At 72.1% G+C, this 20,323-nt stretch carries 21 protein-coding genes; 11 read left to right on the forward strand and 10 right to left on the reverse strand.

Features of this window, described 5'->3' with window-relative positions:
• Positions 1-82 precede the first annotated feature (82 nt).
• Positions 83-409, reverse strand: coding sequence for an ATP-binding protein (locus ACFWVE_RS19140; RefSeq protein WP_384015395.1), 327 nt, complete (start codon positions 407-409; stop codon positions 83-85).
• Positions 410-778: 369 nt separating this feature from the next.
• On the reverse strand, positions 779-1,783 hold the full coding sequence (locus ACFWVE_RS19145) for a heavy metal transporter (protein ID WP_384015398.1): 1,005 nt from the start codon (positions 1,781-1,783) through the stop codon (positions 779-781).
• 81 nt (positions 1,784-1,864) lie between these two features.
• Here ACFWVE_RS19145 and dapE point away from each other — a divergent pair, with 81 nt between their 5' ends.
• Positions 1,865-2,944 carry a succinyl-diaminopimelate desuccinylase gene (dapE, locus tag ACFWVE_RS19150; RefSeq protein WP_384015401.1) on the forward strand — a complete coding sequence of 360 codons (1,080 nt, stop codon included), beginning with the start codon at positions 1,865-1,867 and terminating at the stop codon, positions 2,942-2,944.
• A 156-nt stretch (positions 2,945-3,100) separates the two neighbouring features.
• Positions 3,101-3,859, forward strand: coding sequence for a TIGR00730 family Rossman fold protein (locus tag ACFWVE_RS19155; RefSeq protein WP_384015404.1), 759 nt, complete (start codon positions 3,101-3,103; stop codon positions 3,857-3,859).
• Positions 3,860-4,071: 212 nt separating this feature from the next.
• Here the strand turns inward: ACFWVE_RS19155 and folP are convergent, their stop codons facing one another.
• On the reverse strand, positions 4,072-4,932 hold the full coding sequence (gene folP, locus ACFWVE_RS19160) for a dihydropteroate synthase (protein ID WP_384015406.1): 861 nt from the start codon (positions 4,930-4,932) through the stop codon (positions 4,072-4,074).
• A gap of 182 nt (positions 4,933-5,114) precedes the next feature.
• Here folP and ACFWVE_RS19165 point away from each other — a divergent pair, with 182 nt between their 5' ends.
• Positions 5,115-5,471 (forward strand): DivIVA domain-containing protein, encoded by a 357-nt coding sequence (locus ACFWVE_RS19165; RefSeq protein WP_384015501.1) that lies wholly within the window; start codon positions 5,115-5,117, stop codon positions 5,469-5,471.
• Positions 5,468-6,052: a DNA-3-methyladenine glycosylase I gene (locus ACFWVE_RS19170; RefSeq protein WP_384015408.1), complete on the forward strand. Its 585-nt coding sequence runs from the start codon at positions 5,468-5,470 to the stop codon at positions 6,050-6,052. The genes ACFWVE_RS19165 and ACFWVE_RS19170 overlap by 4 nt, the downstream gene beginning before the upstream one ends.
• 56 nt (positions 6,053-6,108) lie before the next feature.
• Here ACFWVE_RS19170 and ACFWVE_RS19175 read toward each other — a convergent pair whose 3' ends face one another.
• Positions 6,109-6,912, reverse strand: coding sequence for an enoyl-CoA hydratase/isomerase family protein (locus ACFWVE_RS19175; protein ID WP_384015410.1), 804 nt, complete (start codon positions 6,910-6,912; stop codon positions 6,109-6,111).
• 379 nt (positions 6,913-7,291) lie between these two features.
• On the opposite strand from ACFWVE_RS19175, the gene ACFWVE_RS19180 reads away from it, so the two are divergent.
• Positions 7,292-7,459, forward strand: coding sequence for a DUF3117 domain-containing protein (locus ACFWVE_RS19180; RefSeq protein WP_003966491.1), 168 nt, complete (start codon positions 7,292-7,294; stop codon positions 7,457-7,459).
• A gap of 115 nt (positions 7,460-7,574) precedes the next feature.
• Here the strand turns inward: ACFWVE_RS19180 and ACFWVE_RS19185 are convergent, their stop codons facing one another.
• Positions 7,575-8,258: an O-methyltransferase gene (locus ACFWVE_RS19185; protein ID WP_384015412.1), complete on the reverse strand. Its 684-nt coding sequence runs from the start codon at positions 8,256-8,258 to the stop codon at positions 7,575-7,577.
• Between the two features lie 249 nt (positions 8,259-8,507).
• Here ACFWVE_RS19185 and sigE point away from each other — a divergent pair, with 249 nt between their 5' ends.
• The 5 genes from sigE to ACFWVE_RS19210 all read left to right on the forward strand — a co-directional run bounded on the left by sigE (position 8,508) and on the right by ACFWVE_RS19210 (position 13,849).
• A complete protein-coding gene (gene sigE, locus ACFWVE_RS19190) occupies positions 8,508-9,209 on the forward strand; it encodes an RNA polymerase sigma factor SigE (RefSeq protein ID WP_384015414.1) in 702 nt (233 codons plus the stop codon).
• A complete protein-coding gene (locus ACFWVE_RS19195) occupies positions 9,206-10,225 on the forward strand; it encodes a zf-HC2 domain-containing protein (protein ID WP_384015416.1) in 1,020 nt (339 codons plus the stop codon). Before sigE ends, ACFWVE_RS19195 begins: the two co-directional genes overlap by 4 nt.
• Positions 10,226-10,396: 171 nt before the next feature.
• Complete coding sequence (locus tag ACFWVE_RS19200; protein ID WP_384015418.1) at positions 10,397-12,253, forward strand: trypsin-like peptidase domain-containing protein; 1,857 nt, start codon at positions 10,397-10,399, stop codon at positions 12,251-12,253.
• Between the two features lie 220 nt (positions 12,254-12,473).
• Positions 12,474-12,923: a sec-independent translocase gene (locus ACFWVE_RS19205; protein WP_384015420.1), complete on the forward strand. Its 450-nt coding sequence runs from the start codon at positions 12,474-12,476 to the stop codon at positions 12,921-12,923.
• Positions 12,924-13,171: 248 nt separating this feature from the next.
• On the forward strand, positions 13,172-13,849 hold the full coding sequence (locus ACFWVE_RS19210; protein ID WP_384015421.1) for a hypothetical protein: 678 nt from the start codon (positions 13,172-13,174) through the stop codon (positions 13,847-13,849).
• A gap of 144 nt (positions 13,850-13,993) precedes the next feature.
• On the opposite strand, the gene ACFWVE_RS19215 is transcribed toward ACFWVE_RS19210, so the two are convergent.
• Genes ACFWVE_RS19215 through ACFWVE_RS19225 form a run of 3 tightly spaced genes read right to left on the reverse strand, consistent with a single transcriptional unit; the run spans position 13,994 to position 17,172 of the window.
• Positions 13,994-15,127 (reverse strand): Mrp/NBP35 family ATP-binding protein, encoded by a 1,134-nt coding sequence (locus ACFWVE_RS19215; protein WP_384015423.1) that lies wholly within the window; start codon positions 15,125-15,127, stop codon positions 13,994-13,996.
• 43 nt (positions 15,128-15,170) lie between these two features.
• On the reverse strand, positions 15,171-15,794 hold the full coding sequence (locus tag ACFWVE_RS19220; protein WP_384015425.1) for a DUF1003 domain-containing protein: 624 nt from the start codon (positions 15,792-15,794) through the stop codon (positions 15,171-15,173).
• Positions 15,784-17,172, reverse strand: a complete 1,389-nt coding sequence (locus ACFWVE_RS19225) for a magnesium transporter MgtE N-terminal domain-containing protein (RefSeq protein ID WP_384015427.1) — start codon at positions 17,170-17,172, stop codon at positions 15,784-15,786. The genes ACFWVE_RS19220 and ACFWVE_RS19225 overlap by 11 nt, the downstream gene beginning before the upstream one ends.
• Before the next feature lie 262 nt (positions 17,173-17,434).
• On the opposite strand from ACFWVE_RS19225, the gene ACFWVE_RS19230 reads away from it, so the two are divergent.
• Entirely contained in the window at positions 17,435-18,223 is a 789-nt protein-coding gene (locus ACFWVE_RS19230; RefSeq protein ID WP_384015429.1) for a hypothetical protein, read from the forward strand.
• A gap of 21 nt (positions 18,224-18,244) precedes the next feature.
• On the opposite strand, the gene ACFWVE_RS19235 is transcribed toward ACFWVE_RS19230, so the two are convergent.
• Complete coding sequence (locus ACFWVE_RS19235) at positions 18,245-18,766, reverse strand: hypothetical protein (protein WP_384015431.1); 522 nt, start codon at positions 18,764-18,766, stop codon at positions 18,245-18,247.
• A gap of 33 nt (positions 18,767-18,799) precedes the next feature.
• Complete coding sequence (locus ACFWVE_RS19240) at positions 18,800-19,918, reverse strand: magnesium and cobalt transport protein CorA (RefSeq protein ID WP_384015433.1); 1,119 nt, start codon at positions 19,916-19,918, stop codon at positions 18,800-18,802.
• Positions 19,919-20,323: the final 405 nt, after the last annotated feature.

Here is a 20,323-nt window from a genome sequence, read left to right on the forward strand (position 1 = left end):
GGGCCCAGGTTCTTCCTGGGCCCCGACGGCGTTCGCGCGGTCCGGGTGGAGCAGGGTGAAGCCGGGCGTGGATCCGTGCGGGTCAGCCGAGCGGCAGCGCCGTGGCCGGGAGGGTCCGGGCGGCCGGCACGCCGTCCAGGCCGACGGCGTCGGTCGGCAGCGCGTCCCCGGCGGCCTGCTCGAGTGCCTGGCCGCCGGCGTTGCCCGCGGTGTCGGTGACGGTGTGCGTCGCGCCGTCCACGGCGCCGGTCGCGCCGGCCCCGTCCAGGACGGTCAGGCCGCCGAGGCTCGGGGTGGCCGGCAGTTCGGGGGCCGCGCTGGCGGAACCGGCCGCACCGACCCCGGCGGCGGCTCCGGCGGCGACGAGCAGCGCGGCACGGGCGATCCGACGGGTCAGGGGGAGGGACATGGTGCTCCTTCGGCGGGAGAGAACGGTGAAACGTCCAGCCGGACCCGGTGATAGGTCTCCGGGCTCGGACGCAGTGACTACCGCTCGAAGGGCAGGAAGGTTGCGGTGCGGCGACGTAAAGAGTTGGCAATGCGTCGCATTATCGGCTACGCCGAAAAGCGGACGAACAGTGCGTCGTTCGATGGACTGCCGAATGGTTACAGCGCCCAAGCCCCAAGGAGTACGCCCCACCGGGGGCGGGACGCGGAAACCCGCTCGCCTCGTCAAGGGCCCGACCCTCAGGCCAACCCCTGGGGGTGAGTCCTCGGGCAACTGTGCGGACGGCTGTGCGGGGGCCGTGCGGGCATCTCCGCACGGCGGCCGCGCGGACTACCGCGCGGTCGTGATCCGCACCGAGTCCGCACCGCCGCCCGCACCGCCGTCCGAGCCCGCGGAGTTCTTGCCGTCCTCGTCGTCCTCGTCGTCGACCGGGCTCCACCGGCCGTCGTCCCCGGCGGTCCACTCCTGCCCCGCGTACGCGACCCGCTCGATGTGCAGCGCGGAGGCGTTGGCCACGGCCCAGTACGCCAGCTGCCAGCCCTGGTCCCTGCCCTTCCGGCCCGGGTCCGCCCCGGTGGAGACCGGCAGCGTCATGGTCCGCCCGTCCGAGCCGGCGTCCGCGTCCCCGGGAGCGGAGGGGCCCGCCGGGTCGCCGACCTCGGTGCCGGCCGGCTCCAGGGCGTCCCGCCCGAAGTCGCGGGCCAGCGCCTCCCGTACCGCGTCCGTTCCCGCCGCGCGAGTCGCCGCCGGGCGGCCCTCGCAGGTCAGGGTGGCCGCCGAACGGCGGCCGGTGAGGGCGGCGGCCAGCAGGGTGGCGTCGGGCTCGTGCTTGGCGTACGCCTGCGGGAAGCCGCTGAGCTGCACCCGCTGGGCGGCGACGGTGAGCGGCAGCCGGGTGTACCCCGGCACCTCCTCCAGACCGTCGTAGAACTTCCCCGCCGAGTACGCCGGGTCCATGATCTCCTCCGGCGTGCCCCAGCCCTGCGAGGGCCGTTGCTGGAACAGGCCGAGCGAGTCACGGTCCCCGAAGTCGATGTTGCGCAGCGCCGACTCCTGGAGGGCGGTCGCCAGCGCGATCGTCACAGCCCGCTCGGGCAGGTCGCGCGCGGTGCCCACGGCCGTGATCGTCGCCGCGTTCACCGCCTGCTCCGGCGTGAACTCGTACGTGGCCCCGTCGCCCTTGGCGGACACGACCCGGCAGCCCGGCCCGCTCGGACCGCCGCCCGTGTCGTACTGGACCACCAGGTAGCCGACGACTCCGAGAAGGACCACGGAGGCCGCTCCGAAGCGGAAGAAGCGGCCCCGACGCTTGGAAGGAGGCGGTGACTCTGACACGCGTACAAGGTACTGGAGAGTACGAGGCGTGTGTGCCGGGTGTGGACAACGGGCCCGGACCAGCGCGTTAGGGTCGTCGGCATGGCCGACACCCCGCTTGACCTCACCCTGGACGCGGCGCTTCTGACCGCGCGGCTCGTCGACTTCCCCTCCGTCAGCGGCACGGAGAAGCCGCTCGCGGACGCGATCGAATCCGCCCTGCGCACCCTGCCGCACCTCACGGTCGACCGGTACGGCAACAACGTCGTGGCCCGTACGAACCTGGGGCGCGAGGAGCGCGTGATCCTCGCCGGGCACATCGACACGGTCCCGATCGCGGACAACGTCCCCTCCCGGCTCGACGAGGACGGCGTGCTGTGGGGCTGCGGAACCTGCGACATGAAGGCGGGCGTGGCCGTCCAGCTGCGCATCGCGGCCACCGTCCCCGCACCCAACCGGGACCTGACCTTCGTCTTCTACGACAACGAGGAGGTCGACGCGGACCTCAACGGCCTCAAGCACGTCGCCGAGCAGCACCCCGACTGGCTGGAGGGCGACTTCGCGGTCCTCCTCGAGCCCTCCGACGGCCAGGTCGAGGGCGGCTGCCAGGGCACGCTCCGGGTGCTCCTGAAGACCACCGGCGAGCGCGCCCACTCCGCGCGCGGCTGGATGGGCTCCAACGCGATCCACGCGGCGGCCCCCGTCCTCGCCCGCCTCGCCTCCTACGAACCGCGCCACCCGGTGATCGACGGCCTGGAGTACCGCGAGGGCCTGAACGCGGTGGGCGTCTTCGGGGGCGTGGCCGGCAACGTCATCCCCGACGAGTGCGTCGTCACCGTCAACTTCCGCTACGCACCCGACCGTTCGGAGGCCGAGGCCCTCGCCCACGTCCGCGAGGTCTTCGCCGGCTGCGGCGTGAGCGAGTTCGTCGTCGACGACCACAGCGGCGCGGCCCTGCCCGGTCTCTCCCACCCCGCCGCGGCCGCCTTCATCGAGGCGGTGGGCGGCACCCCCCAGCCCAAGTACGGCTGGACGGACGTCTCCCGCTTCTCCGCGCTCGGCGTCCCGGCCGTCAACTACGGCCCCGGCAACCCGCACTTGGCGCACAAGCGGGACGAACGCGTGGAGACGGCGAAGGTCATCGCGGGGGAGGAGCGGCTGCGGACCTGGCTGACCGCGTGAGCGCGCCGCCGTATCAGGGCGTTTGGAACGCTTTTCTGCGGACATGCTGACGTCCCCCAGACGTAACCCGCGTGGATCTACGCTGAAGTGGAACGACCTCTCCTCCGGATCTCGGCATCTCCCGAGCGGGGGAGACCGCAACCGGAGGGAGCACATATGGCTACTGGCAACCCCGAGGGCAAGCAGAGCCCACCGGAGGAGCGGCGGCTGGGTCCGGTGCTCCGCAGACGGGACCAGGTCCAGGCGAGCACCACGGACCAGCGGCTGCTGGACGGGCGCGCGCCCTCGGACTGGGTGCACACCGACCCCTGGCGGGTGCTGCGCATCCAGGCGGAGTTCATCGAGGGCTTCGGCACACTCGCCGAGCTGCCGCCCGCCATCAGCGTCTTCGGATCGGCCCGCACACCGGTGGACTCGCCGGAGTACGAGGCCGGCGTCCGACTGGGCCGGGGCCTGGTCGAGGCGGGCTTCGCCGTCATCACCGGCGGTGGCCCCGGGGCCATGGAGTCGGCCAACAAGGGCGCCTGCGACGCCAACGGCGTCTCGGTCGGCCTCGGCATCGAGCTGCCCTTCGAGCAAGGGCTCAACAGTTATGTCGACATCGGCCTGAACTTCCGGTACTTCTTCGTCCGCAAGCTGATGTTCGTCAAGTACTCGCAGGGCTTCGTCGTCCTGCCCGGCGGCCTCGGCACCCTCGACGAACTCTTCGAGGCGCTGACCCTGGTCCAGACGCAGAAGATCACCCAGTTCCCCATCGTCCTGTTCGGCACCGAGTACTGGGGCGGCCTGGTCGACTGGCTGCGCAGCACGGTCATCGCCCAGGGCAAGGCAGCCGAGAAGGACCTTCTCCTCATCCACGTCACGGACGACGTGGACGAAGCGGTGTCCCTGGTCTCGAAGGAAGCGGGTCGCTGAGGACCACCTTCCGACCGGCCGGGTGCCGGCGTGGGGGTGTGGGGGGGGCTTCGGGGCACCCTGACCGACCGAGTCGGGTGGTGGGCGGGCACAGGCCGGGGCCCAGGGCCGGAGCCCCTGGCGGGGTCCGGGGCGGAGCCCCACGCCCGGAGCCCGGGGGCGGCGCCGACGAAGGGGGGCGTAGGGACAGAGCCGTTCCCCGGGACGGAGCCCTACGCAAGCCCCCGCCGGGCCACCGCCGGCGGGCGACGGCCCGCGATCGACGCCACCATGTCCAGCACCTGCCGCGTCTCCGCCACCTCGTGCACCCGGTACACCCGCGCCCCCAACCACGCCGACACCGCAGTCGTCGCCAACGTCCCCAGCAGCCGCTCCTTGACCGGCCGGTCCAACGTCTCGCCGACGAAGTCCTTGTTGGACAGCGACACCAGCACCGGCCACCCGGTGGCGACCATCTCGTCCAGCCGCCGCGTCGCCTCGAGACTGTGCCGGGTGTTCTTGCCGAAGTCGTGCCCGGGGTCGATCATCACCGACTCCCGCGGCACGCCCAGGGACACCGCACGCTCCGCGAGCCCCAGCGTCCGGTCCAGGATGTCGGCCATCACGTCGTCGTACTCCACCCGGTGCGGCCGGGTCCGCGGCAGCGCGCCTCCCGCGTGGGTGCACACCAGCCCGGCGCCGAACCGCGCGGCGACCTCCGCGAGCCGCGGATCGACCCCGCCCCAGGCATCGTTCAGTACATCCGCCCCCGCCTCGCACACGGCCTCGCCGACCTCGTGCCGCCAGGTGTCCACGCTGATCACGACGTCCGGGAAGCGCCGCCGCACCTCGGCGACGAAACCGACCGTCCGCCGCGCCTCCTCCTCGGCGGACACCTCCTCGCCCGGCCCGGCCTTCACCCCGCCGATGTCGATGATCGCGGCGCCCTCGGCCACAGCCTGCTCCACGCGCGCGAGCGCCGGTTCGTCGCGGAAGGTCGCGCCCCGGTCGTAGAAGGAGTCCGGGGTCCGGTTCACGATCGCCATGATCACCGGCTCGTGCGGTGCGAATTCCCGCCTGCCCAGCCTGAGCATCCCCTGAGACCTCTCCTCGTTCGATTCCTCGTCGGGTCCGGGCCGCGGCCGTACCCGGCTGTCTGCGACCCCGACTGTCAGACTCGCATGGCACGATCGGAGCCACACATCCGACTCCGGCCCGATTCCAGCCCTTCCGATCCAGCCCTCCCGATCCAACCCTGGGGACCTCAGCGATGGTTATGTTCTTGTTCCTGGTCGTCGCGCTCGCCGTCGTGGTCGCCGCGGTGACCCTCGCGGTGGTGGGCGGCGGTGAGAGCGGCCCGCTGCCCGACGCGGCCCCCGACCGTCTGAGGGACACCCTGCCGCCGGACCGCCCGGTCCACCGCGCGGACGTGGACGGCCTCCGCTTCCCGCTCGCCGCCCGCGGCTACCGCATGGCCGACGTGGACGACGCGCTGAGCCGCCTCGGCGCCGAACTCGCCGAGCGCGACGCCCGGATCGCCGACATGGAGTCCGCGCTGGCCGGTGCCCGTGCCGTCGCGGCCCACATCGCCCTGGACAAGTCCGCCGTGCGCCAGGAGGGCGACCAGCCGTGACCGACGGAGCCGCCCTCGCCGGTCCGGACGGCGCCCCGCGCTGCCCCTGGGCCCTGTCCACCGAGGACTACATCGCGTACCACGACGAGGAGTGGGGCCGCCCGGTCCACGGGGACGACGCCCTGTTCGAGCGCCTCAGCCTGGAGGCCTTCCAGTCCGGGCTGTCGTGGATCACGATCCTGCGCCGCCGTCCGGGCTTCCGTACCGCCTTCGCCGGCTTCCGGATCGCGGACGTCGCGGAGTTCACCGACGCCGACCGTGAGCGCCTGCTGGCCGACACCGGGATCATCCGCAATCGCGCCAAGATCGACGCGACCCTGGGCAACGCGCGGGTGCTGGCCGGGTGGGCGCCCGGCGACCTGGACGCCCTGATCTGGTCGCACGCCCCCGACCCGGCCGGCCGGCCGGCGCCGGTGACCCTCGCCGACGTCCCCCCGGTCACCCCCGAGTCGACGGCGCTGTCCAAGGCCCTGAAGAAACAGGGCCTGCGCTTCGTCGGCCCGACCACGGCGTACGCGCTGATGCAGGCCTGCGGCCTGGTCGACGACCACCTGAAGGACTGCGTGGCCCGACAGACCTGAGCCGCGGAGGCGGGCAGACCCCGCCGCAGGCCGCCCGGGACCTCCCGTTCCCTCGGTCAGCGACCCTGGTACTTCGGCTTCTCCTTGTCGACGAAGGCCTGTACGGCGATCGTGTGGTCCTCGGAGGCCCCCGCCCGGGTCTGGAGCTCGTCCTCCTTCTCCAGGGCCTCCTCCAGGGAGTGGGTGAGCCCGTACGCCACCGACTCCTTCAGCGCCGCGTACGCCACTGTCGGCCCCGCGGCCAGTGCCCGCGCCGTCTTCAGGGCCTCCGCGCGCAACTCGGCGGCCGGGACCAGCCGGTTCGCGATCCCGAGGTCGTACGCCTCCTGGGCCGTGATGCTGCGGGGGAAGAGCAGCAGGTCGGTGGCGCGGCTCGGGCCGACGACCCGCGGCAGCGTCCAGGAGATCCCGGAGTCGGCGGTCAGCGCGACCCCGGCGAACGACGTGTTGAACGCCGCCGTGTCGGCCACGATCCGGTAGTCCGCCGCCAGCGCGAAGCCGAAGCCCGCCCCGGCCGCGACCCCGTTCACCGCGGCGACCACCGGCTTCGCGGTCCCGGCGAGCGCCTTCACGATCGGGTTGTAGTGCTCGCGCACCGTGCTCATCGTGCGCCGGCCGCCGTCCTCGCGGTCGGCGGCCAGCAGTCCGACGTGCTCCTTGAGGTCCTGTCCGACGCAGAACGCCCGGTCACCGGCCGCGGTCAGCAGCACGGCCCGTACGCCGTCGTCGTCCGCGGCGGCCCCGACCGCGTCCCGGAGCGCGACCTTCGCCGCCACGTTCAGCGCGTTCATCGCCTCCGGGCGGTTCAGCGTGATCGTCGCGAGTCCGTCGCTCACCTCGTAGAGCACGGTGTCGGCCATGGTGTATCCCTCCGCGTCGCGGCTCGTGGACCTACCCGTCAGTACGTCCCTGTGCAGGACAGCATGACGGAGATCGACGGCGGTGGAACGGAGCCCGTATGTGACCTGCGTCAAAGAATTCCGGTGCGTTTTCCGTCGGTGGAGCGGTGCGCGGTGGCGCAGTATCGCAGCCACATCGCCGAATTGAGTGGTTTTGCTCGCGCGCGTTGCCCAAGCGATGCCGACCGATGTTGGTCATCGGGTCCTGAGATGCGGGATAATGGCCTGGAAGCAATGTGTTCGATGCCGGTGGCGTGTGTCCTGCTTCAAGGACCGCAGGTGCCCTTCAGTGGGCCGTCGGCTTAGACGGTTGAGCTGGGTTTCAGGAAGGGGAACGAGCATGGCGGCCATGAAGCCGCGAACGGGTGATGGCCCGCTCGAGGTGACCAAGGAGGGGCGGGGCATCGTCATGCGCGTTCCGCTCGAAGGCGGCGGTCGGCTCGTCGTCGAGCTGACCCCGGATGAGGCCGACGCGCTCGGCGACGCCCTCAAGAAGGTCGTCGGCTGACGCGCAAGCGACCATACCCTTTCAGTCGCCCCGGTGCCGCATGCGGCACCGGGGCGACTGTTTGCACAGGTCAGAGGTCAGGGCGGAGGCCGCTGCCCCCATCCGAAGCCGTCCGCTACCGCTTCACCGCGCAGAGCAGTCCGTCGCCCACGGGCAGCAGGGACGACACCATCTCCTGGCTCTCGCGCAGGGCCCGCACCAGTTCCCGCAGCCGCAGCACCTCGGTGGGCTGCGGACCGGAGTCCACCGTCCGGCCGTTCGCGAAGACCCCTTCGAAGGCGACCAGACCTCCCGGACGCAGCAGACGCAACGACTCGGCGAGATAGTCCTGGTACTCGAGCCGGTCGCCGTCGCAGAAGACGAGGTCGTAGCCGGAGTCCGCGAGGCGGGGCAGGACGTCCAGCGCCTGGCCCGGGATGAAGCGGGCCCTGTTGGCGGCGAAGCCCGCCGTACGGAAGGCCTGGCGGGCCGACTGCTGGTGCTCCGGCTCCAGGTCGACCGTGGTCAGCACACCGTCCGGCCGCATACCGTGCAGCAGGTGGATCCCGGAGACGCCGCAGCCGGTGCCGATCTCCGCGACCGCCTTGGCGTCCACGGTGGCCGCGAGCAACCGCAGGGCCGCACCCGTACCGGGCGACACCGAGCGCAGCCCTGCTTCACGGGCCCGGTCCCGGGCCCAGTGCAGCGCCTCGTCCTCGGCGACATAGGCGTCCGCGAACGCCCAGCTCGTCTGCCGGTTGGCGGTAATGACCCTCTCCTGTCCCCGTGGTTGCCTCGGCGTGACTTTATCCGTTGACACCGGGAACCCACTGATGGGACCGGTCGTTCAAAGGGAAGAGCGAGCGGCGTGTGTCGTGGAGGGGGTGGGCGGATGAGCGAGGACACCGAGCAAGTGCTGACGCGGGCCCACGAGCCGGGGCAGCCCACATCAATTTCTCGCAAAACCGCTTATCCGGAGCTAACGGGCGAGGTGGCTATGGTAGGGGCTCCACCGGACACCATGAGAGCCGATAGGGGAGGTGCGGCTGCGCCTATGGATCGGGGGGGAGTGCTGAGGCGCTTCCTCGGATCGGCGGGCAGGCCGAAATCCGTGAACGACACCGCTGCTGACCACAGTCACGCCGCTGACCCGGCCCAGACCGCGAGCTTCTCCACCGACGCGGACGGGCAGGCGTGGACTCCGCCCACGTGGGAGGAGATCGTCAGCACGCACAGCGGCCGGGTCTACCGGCTCGCCTACCGCCTCACCGGTAACCAGCACGACGCGGAGGACCTCACCCAGGAGGTCTTCGTCCGCGTCTTCCGCTCGCTGTCGACGTACACGCCGGGCACCTTCGAGGGCTGGCTGCACCGCATTACCACCAACCTCTTCCTGGACATGGTGCGCCGCAAGCAGCGCATCCGTTTCGACTCCCTGGGCGACGACGCGGCCGAGCGGCTCCCCAGCAAGGAGCCCACACCCCAGCAGGTCTTCAACGACACCCACTTCGACGCGGACGTCCAGCAGGCCCTCGACACGCTCGCGCCCGAATTCCGCGCCGCGGTCGTCCTCTGCGACATCGAAGGGCTGTCGTACGAGGAGATCGCCGCGACCCTCGGCGTCAAACTCGGCACGGTCCGGTCCCGGATCCACCGCGGGCGCTCCCAGCTGCGCAAGGCCCTCGCCCACCGCTCGCCCCAGGCGCGGGCGGAGCGCCGCTCCTTCATGCCGCGTGTTCCCGCACTGGGGGGAGGGGGCACGAGCACGTGAGCGGTTCACGGCCGGAACCTGCCGAGGGACACCTCGCAGAGCAGCACCTGGGAGACCGGCTTTCCGCCCTGGTGGACGGAGAGCTCGGTCATGACGCGCGTGAGCGCGTACTGGCGCACGTCGCCACCTGCGCGAAGTGCAAGTCGGAGGTGGACGCGCAGCGCCGCCTGAAGAACGTCTTCGCACACGTCCCGCCCCCGCCCCCGTCCGAGAGCTTCCTGGCCCGCCTCCAGAGCCTTCCCGCGGGCGGTGACCTCGACGGCGGCTCGCCGCCGGCCGGCGGAGGACTGCCGGGCGACCCGCCCGTGCGGCTCGGCGGGATGCCGGGAGCCTTCGGGACCGGCAGGCGCGGCGAGCGGTTCGAGTTCGCCTACACCCCCGCCCGGCGGCCCTCCCCCCTGCTCACGTCCCCGTCGGGCGTGGTCCGGGCGGAGCGGGGCTTCCCCCTCCACGACGTCAGCCGGCACGAGCAGGAGCGGTCCTCCTCACGCGGGATACGGTTCGCCGCAGCGGCGGCGGGAGCGGTGTCCCTCGCGGCGATCGCCCTCGGCGGTGTCGCCACCGTCACCCCCACCGACGCGGAGGTCCGCGGCCCGGGCAACGGCAGCAATGTGACGCCGCTGCGTACCCAGGGCGGCACGGCGACGACGCCCGAGTCCCAGCGACGCCGGGGTGCCGCCCCGCTGCTGGGCCAGCTGCAGGGCCAGAGCGTGCTGGGCGACATTCCGGCCGCCGCGACCCGGGCGTCCGCGCCGCTGCTCCCCGGGGTGCCACCGACCGCCCTCCGGCGCCACAGCCCCCTGGCGGCCACCCCCGTCATGGCCGGCGGGCCACCGATGGCCCCGCTCATAGCGCCGCTGTCCCTGTCGAAGTGGGAGACGACACCGGGGCTCAAGGCCCCCGGCGGCTTCTCCACCGCAGCCGTCTCGGCGCCCCCTGTCTCCTCCGCGCCCTCCGTCGGTGCGACCGCGGCGCCCGACCCCGTCGCCTCCTCCCGCTCCCGCACCATCCGTTGACCGGTGCACCGGCCTGTGCACCGGCCCCGTCCGCTGCGCACGGGCGTGCGAACCTGATTGAATCCAGGGGACGCGCCCAGGCCCATGCGGCCGGGCGCCGCACCAGGAGCTCCTGCGCGGAGGCGTACGGGGCCACGGAGTCGAGGATTCGCGGCCAGCTGTGGGGAGAGCATGAACGAGGGGAAGCCCCCGAAGGCGAGCCCATCGGGGGAGCAGAAACAGCCGGGTGGGGACGGGGACTTCGAGCTGGAGCGCCCGGCGCCGTCGGGAGGCTCCGACGACTTCGAACTCGCGCGCCCCGCCACGCCCCCGGCCGACACGGGGGACGACTACGAACTGCACCGGCCCCTGAACGCCGGGGCGACGGGGACCGGCCTGCCGGAGGACGTCGAGCCCGCGGGGGCCACCGAGCCGCGTGAGTCCGGTGTGGCCCCGGAGTCCGCACGGCCCGCCGGACCCGCCGCACCCGGTTTCCCCGGAGGCCGGTCCGAGCAGCCCCGGCCGTTGCACGACCCCGATCCCTACAGCACCCCGCCGTACGGGGAGCCGGGGCCGTGGGCGCCCGCACCCCCGGTTCAGCACCCGGCGGCAACTCCCGCGCAGGGCACATCGGTTCCGGCCCCGGCGGCGGGCACCCCGCCGCACGGCATGCCCGCCCCCGCCGCCCCCGCCGCCCCCGCAGTGCCTGCCCCCGCCGTGCCCGCCCCCGGCGCCCCGGACGCGAGCCACCCCGCAACCGGGCCCGCGCCCGCAGTGGAACCCGCACCCCCGGCCGTATTCCCGGCCCCGGACGCTCCGGCGGCGGATGCCCAGGTGCCGGCCGACCCCTGGCGGCGTTACGACCCCTGGGCCGCCGCCGCGGCGAGCGCCCCGTTGCAGCAGACCGGGGGCGTGGTCGCCACGGAGGGGCAGCGGCGCAAGCAGGGCAGGAGGGTGCTCGTCGGCCTCATGCTGGTGGTCGCGCTCGTCTCCGGCAGTGTCGGCGGGATCGTCGGCACCCAGCTGGAGCGCAACGGCGGTGTCGGTTCCGTGGAACTCCCGCAGGCCGAGGGGAAGCCCGCCGGACGGGAACCCGGAAGTATCGCCGGGATCGCCGCGCAGGCCCTCCCCAGCGTCGTCACCCTGCACGTCAGCGGGGCGGCGTCGGCGGGCACCGGTACCGGATTCGTGCTCGACGACCGCGGACACATCCTCACCAACGACCACGTCGTGCAGCCCGCCGGACGCGACGGCGAGATCACCGTGACCTTCCACAGCGGCGACACCGCCGAGGCCACGGTCGTCGGCCGGGACAGCGGCTACGACCTCGCCGTGGTGAGGGTCAAGGGCGTCAGCGGGCTGGCCCCCCTGCCCCTCGGCAACTCGGACAACGTGCAGGTGGGCGATCCAGTCGTCGCCATCGGCGCCCCCTTCGACCTGGCCGGCACGGTCACCGCCGGCATCATCAGCGCACGCGAACGCCCCATCACGGCGGGCGGCGAGCAGGGCGACGGCAGTGACGTGTCCTACGTCGACGCCCTGCAGACCGACGCGCCGATCAACCCCGGCAACTCCGGCGGCCCCCTGCTCGACGCCGAGGGCCACGTGATCGGCATCAACTCCGCCATCCGCTCCGCCGGCGGCGGTGGCGACGCCGAGGGCGGCCAGGCCGGCTCCATAGGCCTCGGCTTCGCCATCCCGATCAACCAGGGCAAGCGCGTCGCCGAGGAACTGATCAACACCGGCAGGGCGACCCACCCGGTGATCGGCATCACCCTGGACATGGACTACGCCGGCGACGGCGCCCGTGTCGGCGCCAGGGGCAGCGACGGCGGCCCCCCGGTCAGCAGTGGCGGCCCCGGGGACAAGGCCGGGATCAAGGCCGGCGACGTCATCACGAAGGTCGACGGACAGCGCGTCCACTCCGGTGAGGAACTCATCGTCAAGACCCGCGCCCACCGTCCCGGAGACCGCCTGGAGCTCACCCTGGAACGGGACGGCAAGGAGCGTGAGGTCTCGCTCGTCCTCGGCTCCTCCGGCGGTGACTAGACACAGGGCGGCACACGGAGGCGCGGCAGGGAAGGGAAGGCGAACAGCCGGCGAAGACCGTACGCGTCACGCAGCCGGGGCCCCGGCACAGTACCGGTCGTACGGGGTGGCCGGGTACCGTGGACCCGGCCCGGACCACGGAAGACCGCACGGACGCACGGACGCGTCGACGCACTGACCACCGAGGGCCGAGGGCCGAGGACATCGCAAGGAGCTTCAGGTGTTCAATGACATAGGACCGCTCGAGCTGGTGACGCTCGTCATCCTCGCCGTGCTCGTCTTCGGTCCGGACAAGCTCCCCAAGGTCATCCAGGACGTGACCAGGACGATCCGTAAGATCCGCGACTTCTCGGACAGCGCCAAGCAGGACATCCGCGAGGAACTCGGCCCGGAGTTCAAGGACTTCGAGTTCGAGGACCTCAACCCCAAGACGTTCATCCGCAAGCACCTGGACAACGACGAACTGGGGCTCAAGGAGATCCGCAGCGGATTCGACCTGAAGAAGGACATGACCGAGGTCGCGGACGCCGTCCACGGCCGCGACCCCGAGTCCTCCCCGGCCTCCACGTCCTCCTCTGCCTCCGCCGCGGGCGGTCGCCTCGACATGACGAAGAAGCCCGAGAAGGCGGCCGCCGACGACCGTCCGCCCTTCGACGCGGACGCCACCTGAGCCCCACCGGGCGCCGGCCCGGCCGGACGCGCGGGGCCCCGTACACCCCCTGTACGTGACGCGTTTCATACTCCGTCAGGCCCCCGTACGGCATGAACCGGACGCCCGCGCGGCCCACGCGCCGAGCGGTTTCCCGGCGCGCGCCCACGAGGTGGCTATGCTGCCCGAGTTGTTGTGCGGTCCGGACGAGTACGCCCGAAGGGGGGCGGGCCGCCCCCGGTCCGACGAGAGCGAGGAGGCGTCCGGACATGGAGACGACGAGTCGGGCAGTCGCGCAGGCGTCGGCCGCGGAGGATGGACGACAGGTCCCCTTCGGCCGGCGTACGGTCGACGGCTACCTGAGCGCGCCCTTCCCGTGGTACGGCCTCGACGAGGCGTTCACGGGGCGGCGCTGGCTGATGCAGGTCGGCACCGCGGCCGACGGGGCCGTCGAGCACGGGTCGATCGGGCACGGTGACGAGCCCTCGGTCCGCAGCGAGTACACGGCCCAGACCGGCCAGGACGCGAAGGAGAGGTTCGCGGTCGCCGTGACGGTGGCCGCGAACCCGGTGCGCCGCAGCGCGGACGGCACCGGCACGATGGAGGCCACCTCGGTGTCCTCCGCCGCCTGGCTGGCCGGAGTGGGGCTGCTGTCGTTCACCTGGCCGGGCCAGATGGACCACTCCCTGCGCGACGACTGGCTGGAGCAGCAGACGGAGACGGCCTGGGTGCTGGCGGACGACCTCGACGGACCGGACTGGTCGACGCTGTCCCTCCCCGTGGACGGGGTGCCGACGCCGTTCCGCTACCGGGAGTCCGAGTTCGGCTGGGTGCTCGCGGGATCGACGCGGGCGGGCGTGCACGTCGGCGCGTACGGCAGGGGCATGAGCGCGTACGGCCTGGGCTTCGCCGTGGTCAAGGACATCACCGCCTACACGGCCGCCTGAGCCGCGGAGCGTACCGCTGTCCCCCCGTACGGGCGGTTCCCGTACGGGTGCCCCCTACGGCGAAGGGCGCCGCCCCGACGGACGGCGCCCCGCAGCGCAGCGGATCACGGCACGCTCACGGCCCCGTACGGGCCCCTGGAGCGCTCAGAACTTGTTCCGCGGCGTGATACCCAACGCCAGGCCCGCCAGGCCGCGCCGGCGCCCGCCGAGCTTGCCGGCGATCGAGCGGAGCGCCGCACCCGCGGGGGACTCCGGGTCGGACAGGACGACCGGCCTGCCCTCGTCGCCGCCCTCGCGCAGGCGCACGTCGATGGGGATGGAACCGAGCACCGGGACGTTGGCCCCCGTGGTGCGGGTCAGTCCGTCGGCCACCGACTGGCCGCCACCGGTACCGAAGACGTCGACCATCTCGCCGCAGTGCGGGCAGGGCAGGCCGGACATGTTCTCGACCACGCCGACGATCTTCTGGTGGGTCTGCACGGCGATGGAACCCGCCCGCTCGGCGACCTCGGCCGCCGCCTGCTGAGGCGTGGTGACGACCAGGATCTCGGCGTTCGGCACGAGCTGCGCGACGGAGATCGCGATGTCGCCGGTGCCCGGCGGCAGGTCGAGCAGCAGCACGTCCAGGTCGCCCCAGTACACGTCCGCCAGGAACTGCTGCAGGGCGCGGTGCAGCATCGGGCCGCGCCACACCACCGGGGCGTTGCCCGGGGTGAACATGCCGATGGAGATGACCTTCACGCCGTGCGCGGACGGCGGCATGATCATGTTCTCGACCTGGGTCGGACGCCCGTCGGCACCCAGCATGCGCGGCACCGAGTGACCGTAGATGTCGGCGTCCACGACGCCCACCTTCAGGCCGTCGGCCGCCATCGCCGCCGCCAGGTTCACCGTCACCGACGACTTGCCGACCCCGCCCTTGCCGGAGGCGACCGCGTACACCCGGGTCAGGCTGCCCGGCTTGGCGAAGGGCACCTCGCGCTCGGCCTGGCCGCCGCGCAGGGCGTTCGCCAGTTCCTTGCGCTGCTCGTCGCTCATCACGTCCAGCGTGACGTCGACCCGGGTGACGCCTTCGAGCCGGGAGACCGCGTCCGTCACCCGCTGCGTGATCGTGTCCCGCATCGGGCAGCCGGAGACCGTCAGGTACACGGTGACCGCGACCGCCCCGTCCGCACCGATCTCCACCGATTTGACCATCCCGAGCTCGGTGATGGGCCGGTTGATCTCGGGGTCGTTCACCGTCGCCAGTGCCTCACGCACCGCGTCTTCCGTAGCCATGGTGTCGATGGTACGGCGCCCGGTACGTCCCCCGGTAAGCCCGCTACTGGTCGTCTGCGTCACGTCCCGGAGGCCGTTGTGCCCGCATTGCCGTGATGGTGTCGTGGTGGTCCTGGTGGGCCCGGTGTCCGTTCTGCCGTCCCTCGAGTTCCCTCATCATGTCCTGGAGCTCCGAGCGGATCCAGTCGCGCGTCGCGACCTCCCCGAGCCCGACCCGCAGGGCGGCGATCTCCCGGGTCAGGTACTCGGTGTCCGCGATCACCCGCTCGTCCTGCTTGCGGTCCTGCTCCAGGTTGACCCGGTCGCGGTCGTCCTGCCTGTTCTGCGCGAGCAGGATCAGCGGGGCGGCGTACGAGGCCTGGAGGGACAGCATCAGGGTCAGGAAGATGAACGGGTACTCGTCGAAGCGCAGTTCCTCGGGCGCGGCCACGTTCCACACCAGCCACACGATGACGACGACCGTCATCCAGACGATGAACCGCCCGGTCCCCAGGAACCGCGCGATCCGCTCCGACAGGCGCCCGAAGGCCTCCGGGTCCCACTCGGGCAGCAGCCGGCGCCCGGGCGGGAGCGGCTGGTCCAGCCGGGGCGTACGCGGCCGGTGGCCGGAGGCCGTGGCCCCCGCGGGCTGACGCTGCTCGCGCGCGCCGTCGCGCTCAGGTGCCATCGGTCACCACCCCCTCGTCGTCGTCCCTGACGTCCCTGCCGTCCGCGTCATCGGTACCGCCCGCGTCGTCCGTGCCCGTCGTGCCCTCCGGGCCCCCGATGCCGTCCGGGGCGTCGTCGTCGTTCAGATGGAACTCGGTCTCCCGCCAGTCGTCCGGCAGCATGTGGTCCAGTACGTCGTCCACCGTCACCGCACCCAGCAGCGCGCCCGTCTCGTCGACCACGGGCGCCGCCACCATGTCGTACGCGGCGAAGAACCCGGCGACCACGGGCAGCGCCGCACCCGGCGCCAGTGACTGCAGATCGTCGTCGATGATCGAGCCGACCAGCGTGTACGGGGGGTCGCGCAGCAGCCGCTGGAAGTGGACCGTGCCCAGGTACTTGCCGGTCGGGGTGTCCTCCGGCGGACGGCACACGTAGATCTGGGCCGCGTGCGCCGGGGACAGGTCCGGGTTGCGGATGCGGGCCAGGGCGTCGGCGACGGTCGCGTCGGGCCTGAGCACGATCGGCTCGGTCGTCATCAGACCGCCCGCGGTGCGCTCCTCGTACGCCATCAGGCGCCGCATGTCGGCCGCGTCACCGGGCTTCATCAGGCTCAGCAGCCGCTCCTTGTCCTCCTCGGGCAGCTCGGAGAGCAGGTCGGCGGCGTCGTCCGGGTCCATGGCCTCCAGGACGTCGGCGGCGCGCTCCTCCTTCAGCTTGCCGAGGATCTCCACCTGGTCGTCCTCGGGCAGCTCCTCCAGCACGTCCGCGAGGCGGTCGTCGTCCAGGGCGGCGGCCACCTCGGCGCGGCGCTTGGCGGAGAGGTGGTGCAGGACGTTGGCCAGGTCGGCGGGACGCAGCTGCTCGAACGTGGCGAGCAGACTCTCGGCGCCCTGCCCCTGCTCCTCCAGCGAGAAACCGGTGACCGCCGACCACTCGACGGTCAGCGTCTCCCCCTTGCCCCGCCGAAACGTTCCACCCTTCTTGCCCTTGCGGACGAACACCCGGTCGATCTCCCATTCCCGGCGGGCCTGCAGCTGATGCACCGACAGGTCGAGGACGGTGACCTCCTCACCGGGCTCCACGAGCGTCACCCTGCGGTCCAGGAGCTCGCCGAAGACGAGCCGCTCGGTGGGCCGCTGCTCGAAGCGCCGGACGTTGAGCACCCCGGTGGTGATGACCTGGCCGGACTGCACGGCGGTCACCCGGTTCATGGGCAGGAAGATGCGGCGCCGGCTGGGGAGTTCGACCACCAGACCGAGCAGCCTCGGCGGACGCCCGCCCACCCGCAGCATGACGACCAGGTCGCGCACACGTCCCACCTGGTCACCGGCCGGATCGAAGGCGGCGACGCCGGAGATGTGCGAGACGAAGAACCGGGGGGCGCCCGCTGCCATGACGGCGGCTCCTTTTCGTACGGGGCGGTGCTGCCGTGCCGCCTTGACTGTGCTGCGTGCTGCCTGCTCTGGCCCTGCCGTTTTTCTCCCCCGAGTACCGTGCCGGTGGTCCGGATGCCCCGTTCAGGCGGCTTCAGGCTAGCCCGTCCGGACCGGCGGTGCTTCGGGAGCCGGTCCGGACGGACTGCCTCCGAGGGGCCGGTGCGGTCCCGGTAATCTGCGGTACGCCGTTCAGGTCCCCGTCAGAGAGGCAGCGCAACCTGTGACTCCGATCTCCCCGGGCCGTTCCCGCACAGCCACGCTGGCGAGTGCCGTGTGCGCGCTGCTCGTGACCGGAACGGCGCTCACGGGATGCTCCTCCGAGGAAGAAGACCCGAACAAGGGCACCAACGGCGTCGGCAAGCTGTCCGCCGCCGAGATCCAGAACAGGACACGGACGGCCGCCAAGTCGGTCGACACCGTGCGGCTGCACGGGAACGTGGTCACCAGCGGGCGTACGTACACGCTCGACATGCGCCTCAAGCCCGAGGGCGGCATCGGATCGGTCACCGCCGGTGGACAGACCTTCCGGCTGCTGAAGGTCGACGACGAGCTCTTCCTGAAGGCCGACGCCAAGTTCTGGGGCCAGGCGGAGGGCGGGGCCGGCGGGGCCGATGCGAAGGGCGAGGGCGAGGGTGCGTCGGACGCGGTGGCGGCCGGCAAGCTGGCCGAGAAGTACGTGAAGGTGCCGGAGGGCGACCCGTCGTACAAGAAGTTCATCGGGTTCGCGGACAAGGACCTTCTCCTCGACAGCCTGCTGACCCTGCACGGCACCCTCGCCACCGACGGCCACCACGAGCAGGGCGGCGTCCGCAGCATCCGCGTCACCGGCGACAAGGGCTCCGGCGGCACCCTGGACGTCTCCCTCGAGGGCAAGCCGTACCCGCTGCGCCTGGTGCGCGCCGGCAAGGCCGGCACCCTCACCTTCTCGGCCTGGGGCGCCGACTTCGCCCTGGAGAAGCCGGCCAGGGACGAGACGCTGGATTACGAGGGGCAGCTCCCGACGTCGTAGGAGGCCCGGCACAGCGGCCGGTCAGCGGCGCTTCCTCCGCCCCGCCAGCAGCCGGGGCAGGCCCGCGGGGGCCGGGTGCCGGGTCGTCACCGGGGTCGGCAGCGGGGGCTCGGCCAGGGAACCGTCGGGCAGCGGTGCCGTCACCCCGGTCGGCTCCAGGCGCAGGACCCGGCACTCACGGGCCCAGCGTTGCGTCATCGCCTCGCCGTCGGGCGCGTTGAGCCGCTTGCCCTTGAGCACGGCGACCGCCGCCTCCCACTCCTCGGACCCGGACGGCAGCTCCACGACCGTCGCGCTCCAGGAGACCAGCCGGCCGCCCTTGTCCTTGCTGCGCACCGTCACCTCGGCCGGCCCGCCGTCCACCAGCCCCGGCAGCGGCTGCTCCCCGGGACCGTCGCCGACCAGGCACATCGCACCCTCGTGCCACACGTGCCACAACGGCCGGGCCGGGACACCGTGCCCCCGGACCCAGACGAGGCCGGACTTCTTGGTGGCCTCCTCGACGAGGGCCCGGTCGAACAGCGCACTGGTCGCACTTGTCATGGGCCCAGCCTATCCAGGGCCTCGGGGCCGAGGTCAGAGCCAGCCGTTGCGCTTCAGCGTGCGGTGGATGCCCAGGCAGAGGGCGACGGTCACGCTGAGGATCACCGGGTAGCCGTACTTCCACTGCGTCTCCGGCATGTAGTCGAAGTTCATGCCGTACACCCCGCAGACCATCGTCGGCACGGCGATGATGGCGGCCCACGAGGTGATCTTGCGCATGTCCTCGTTCTGGGCCACGGACGCCTGCGCGAGGTTGGCCTGGAGGATGGAGTTGAGCAGCTCGTCGAAGCCGATCACCTGCTCGTGCACCCGGGCCACGTGGTCGGCGACGTCCCGGAAGTACTTCTGGATCTCCGGGTCGATCAGCCGCATCGGCCGCTCGCTCAGCAGCTGCATGGGCCGCAGCAGTGGTGACACCGCCCGCTTGAACTCCAGCACCTCACGCTTGAGCTGGTAGATCCGTCCGGCGTCGGTGCCGCGCGGGGTGCCCCCCCGGCCCGGCGAGAACACCTCCGTCTCCACCTCGTCGATGTCGTCCTGCACCGCGTCGGCGACCGCGATGTAGCCGTCGACGACGTGGTCGGCGATGGCGTGCAGGACCGCCGAGGGGCCTTTGGCCAGCAGCTCGGGATCCTCCTGGAGGCGGTGCCGCAGGGCCCGCAGGGAGCCCTGGCCGCCGTGCCGGACGGTGATGAAGAAGTCCCGGCCGGTGAAGCACATCACCTCACCGGTCTCGACGACCTCGCTGCTGGAGTTGAGCCGGTCGTGGTCGAGGTAGTGGATGGTCTTGAAGACCGTGAAGAGCGAGTCGTCGTAGCGCTCCAGCTTGGGCCGCTGATGGGCCTGGACGGCGTCCTCCACGGCCAGCGGGTGCAGCCCGAACTCGCGGGCGACACCGGAGAACTCGTCCTCGGTCGGCTCGTGCAGGCCGATCCACACGAAGCCCGAGTCACGGCGCACCAGACGCATCGCCTCCTGCGGGGTGAGCGGGCCCTCGGTCTCCACGCGCCGGCCGTCGCGGTAGATGGCGCAGTCGACGACCGCGGTGGTCGTCGCCGGGTCACGGGTGGTGCCGTACGGGGCGCTGCTCTCCTTGCGCAGCGAGACAAGGGAGGGACGGACCACGGCACGCAGGTCGCGGATCATCGACATGGCGGGCTCCTTCGCGAAACGGGCAACGAAAGGCGCCGGTGCAACGGGTGGAACCACCCGGAATGAGGACGTCCTGACCAGAGACGACCCGGCCTCCGGGAAAGTCGGGGCAGGGATGTTCGGCACGTCCACAAAGCGGGGAGCACCGCATCGTCGCGGTGGCGTGTCTCGTCGCTGATGCAGCTACTGGGGCAGATCGGACGGGACGAAACGAAATGCTCTTCCGATGGAGACGCGATGATGCGAGATGGCAGCCGGAACGGAGCAGCTACATCAACGGGTGGAAGAGCGGGTGCTACTGCACGGTCGACTTCGGTCCATGCCAGCCCCACCTCCTCCGGCCGGTCCCCCGTAAGGGACGATCCTCATCCCCTGAGGGGATTCCCCCGCAGGGGAGTGTCATGG

The sequence above is a fragment of the Streptomyces sp. NPDC058632 genome, from assembly GCF_042717095.1.
Lineage (GTDB): Bacteria > Actinomycetota > Actinomycetes > Streptomycetales > Streptomycetaceae > Streptomyces.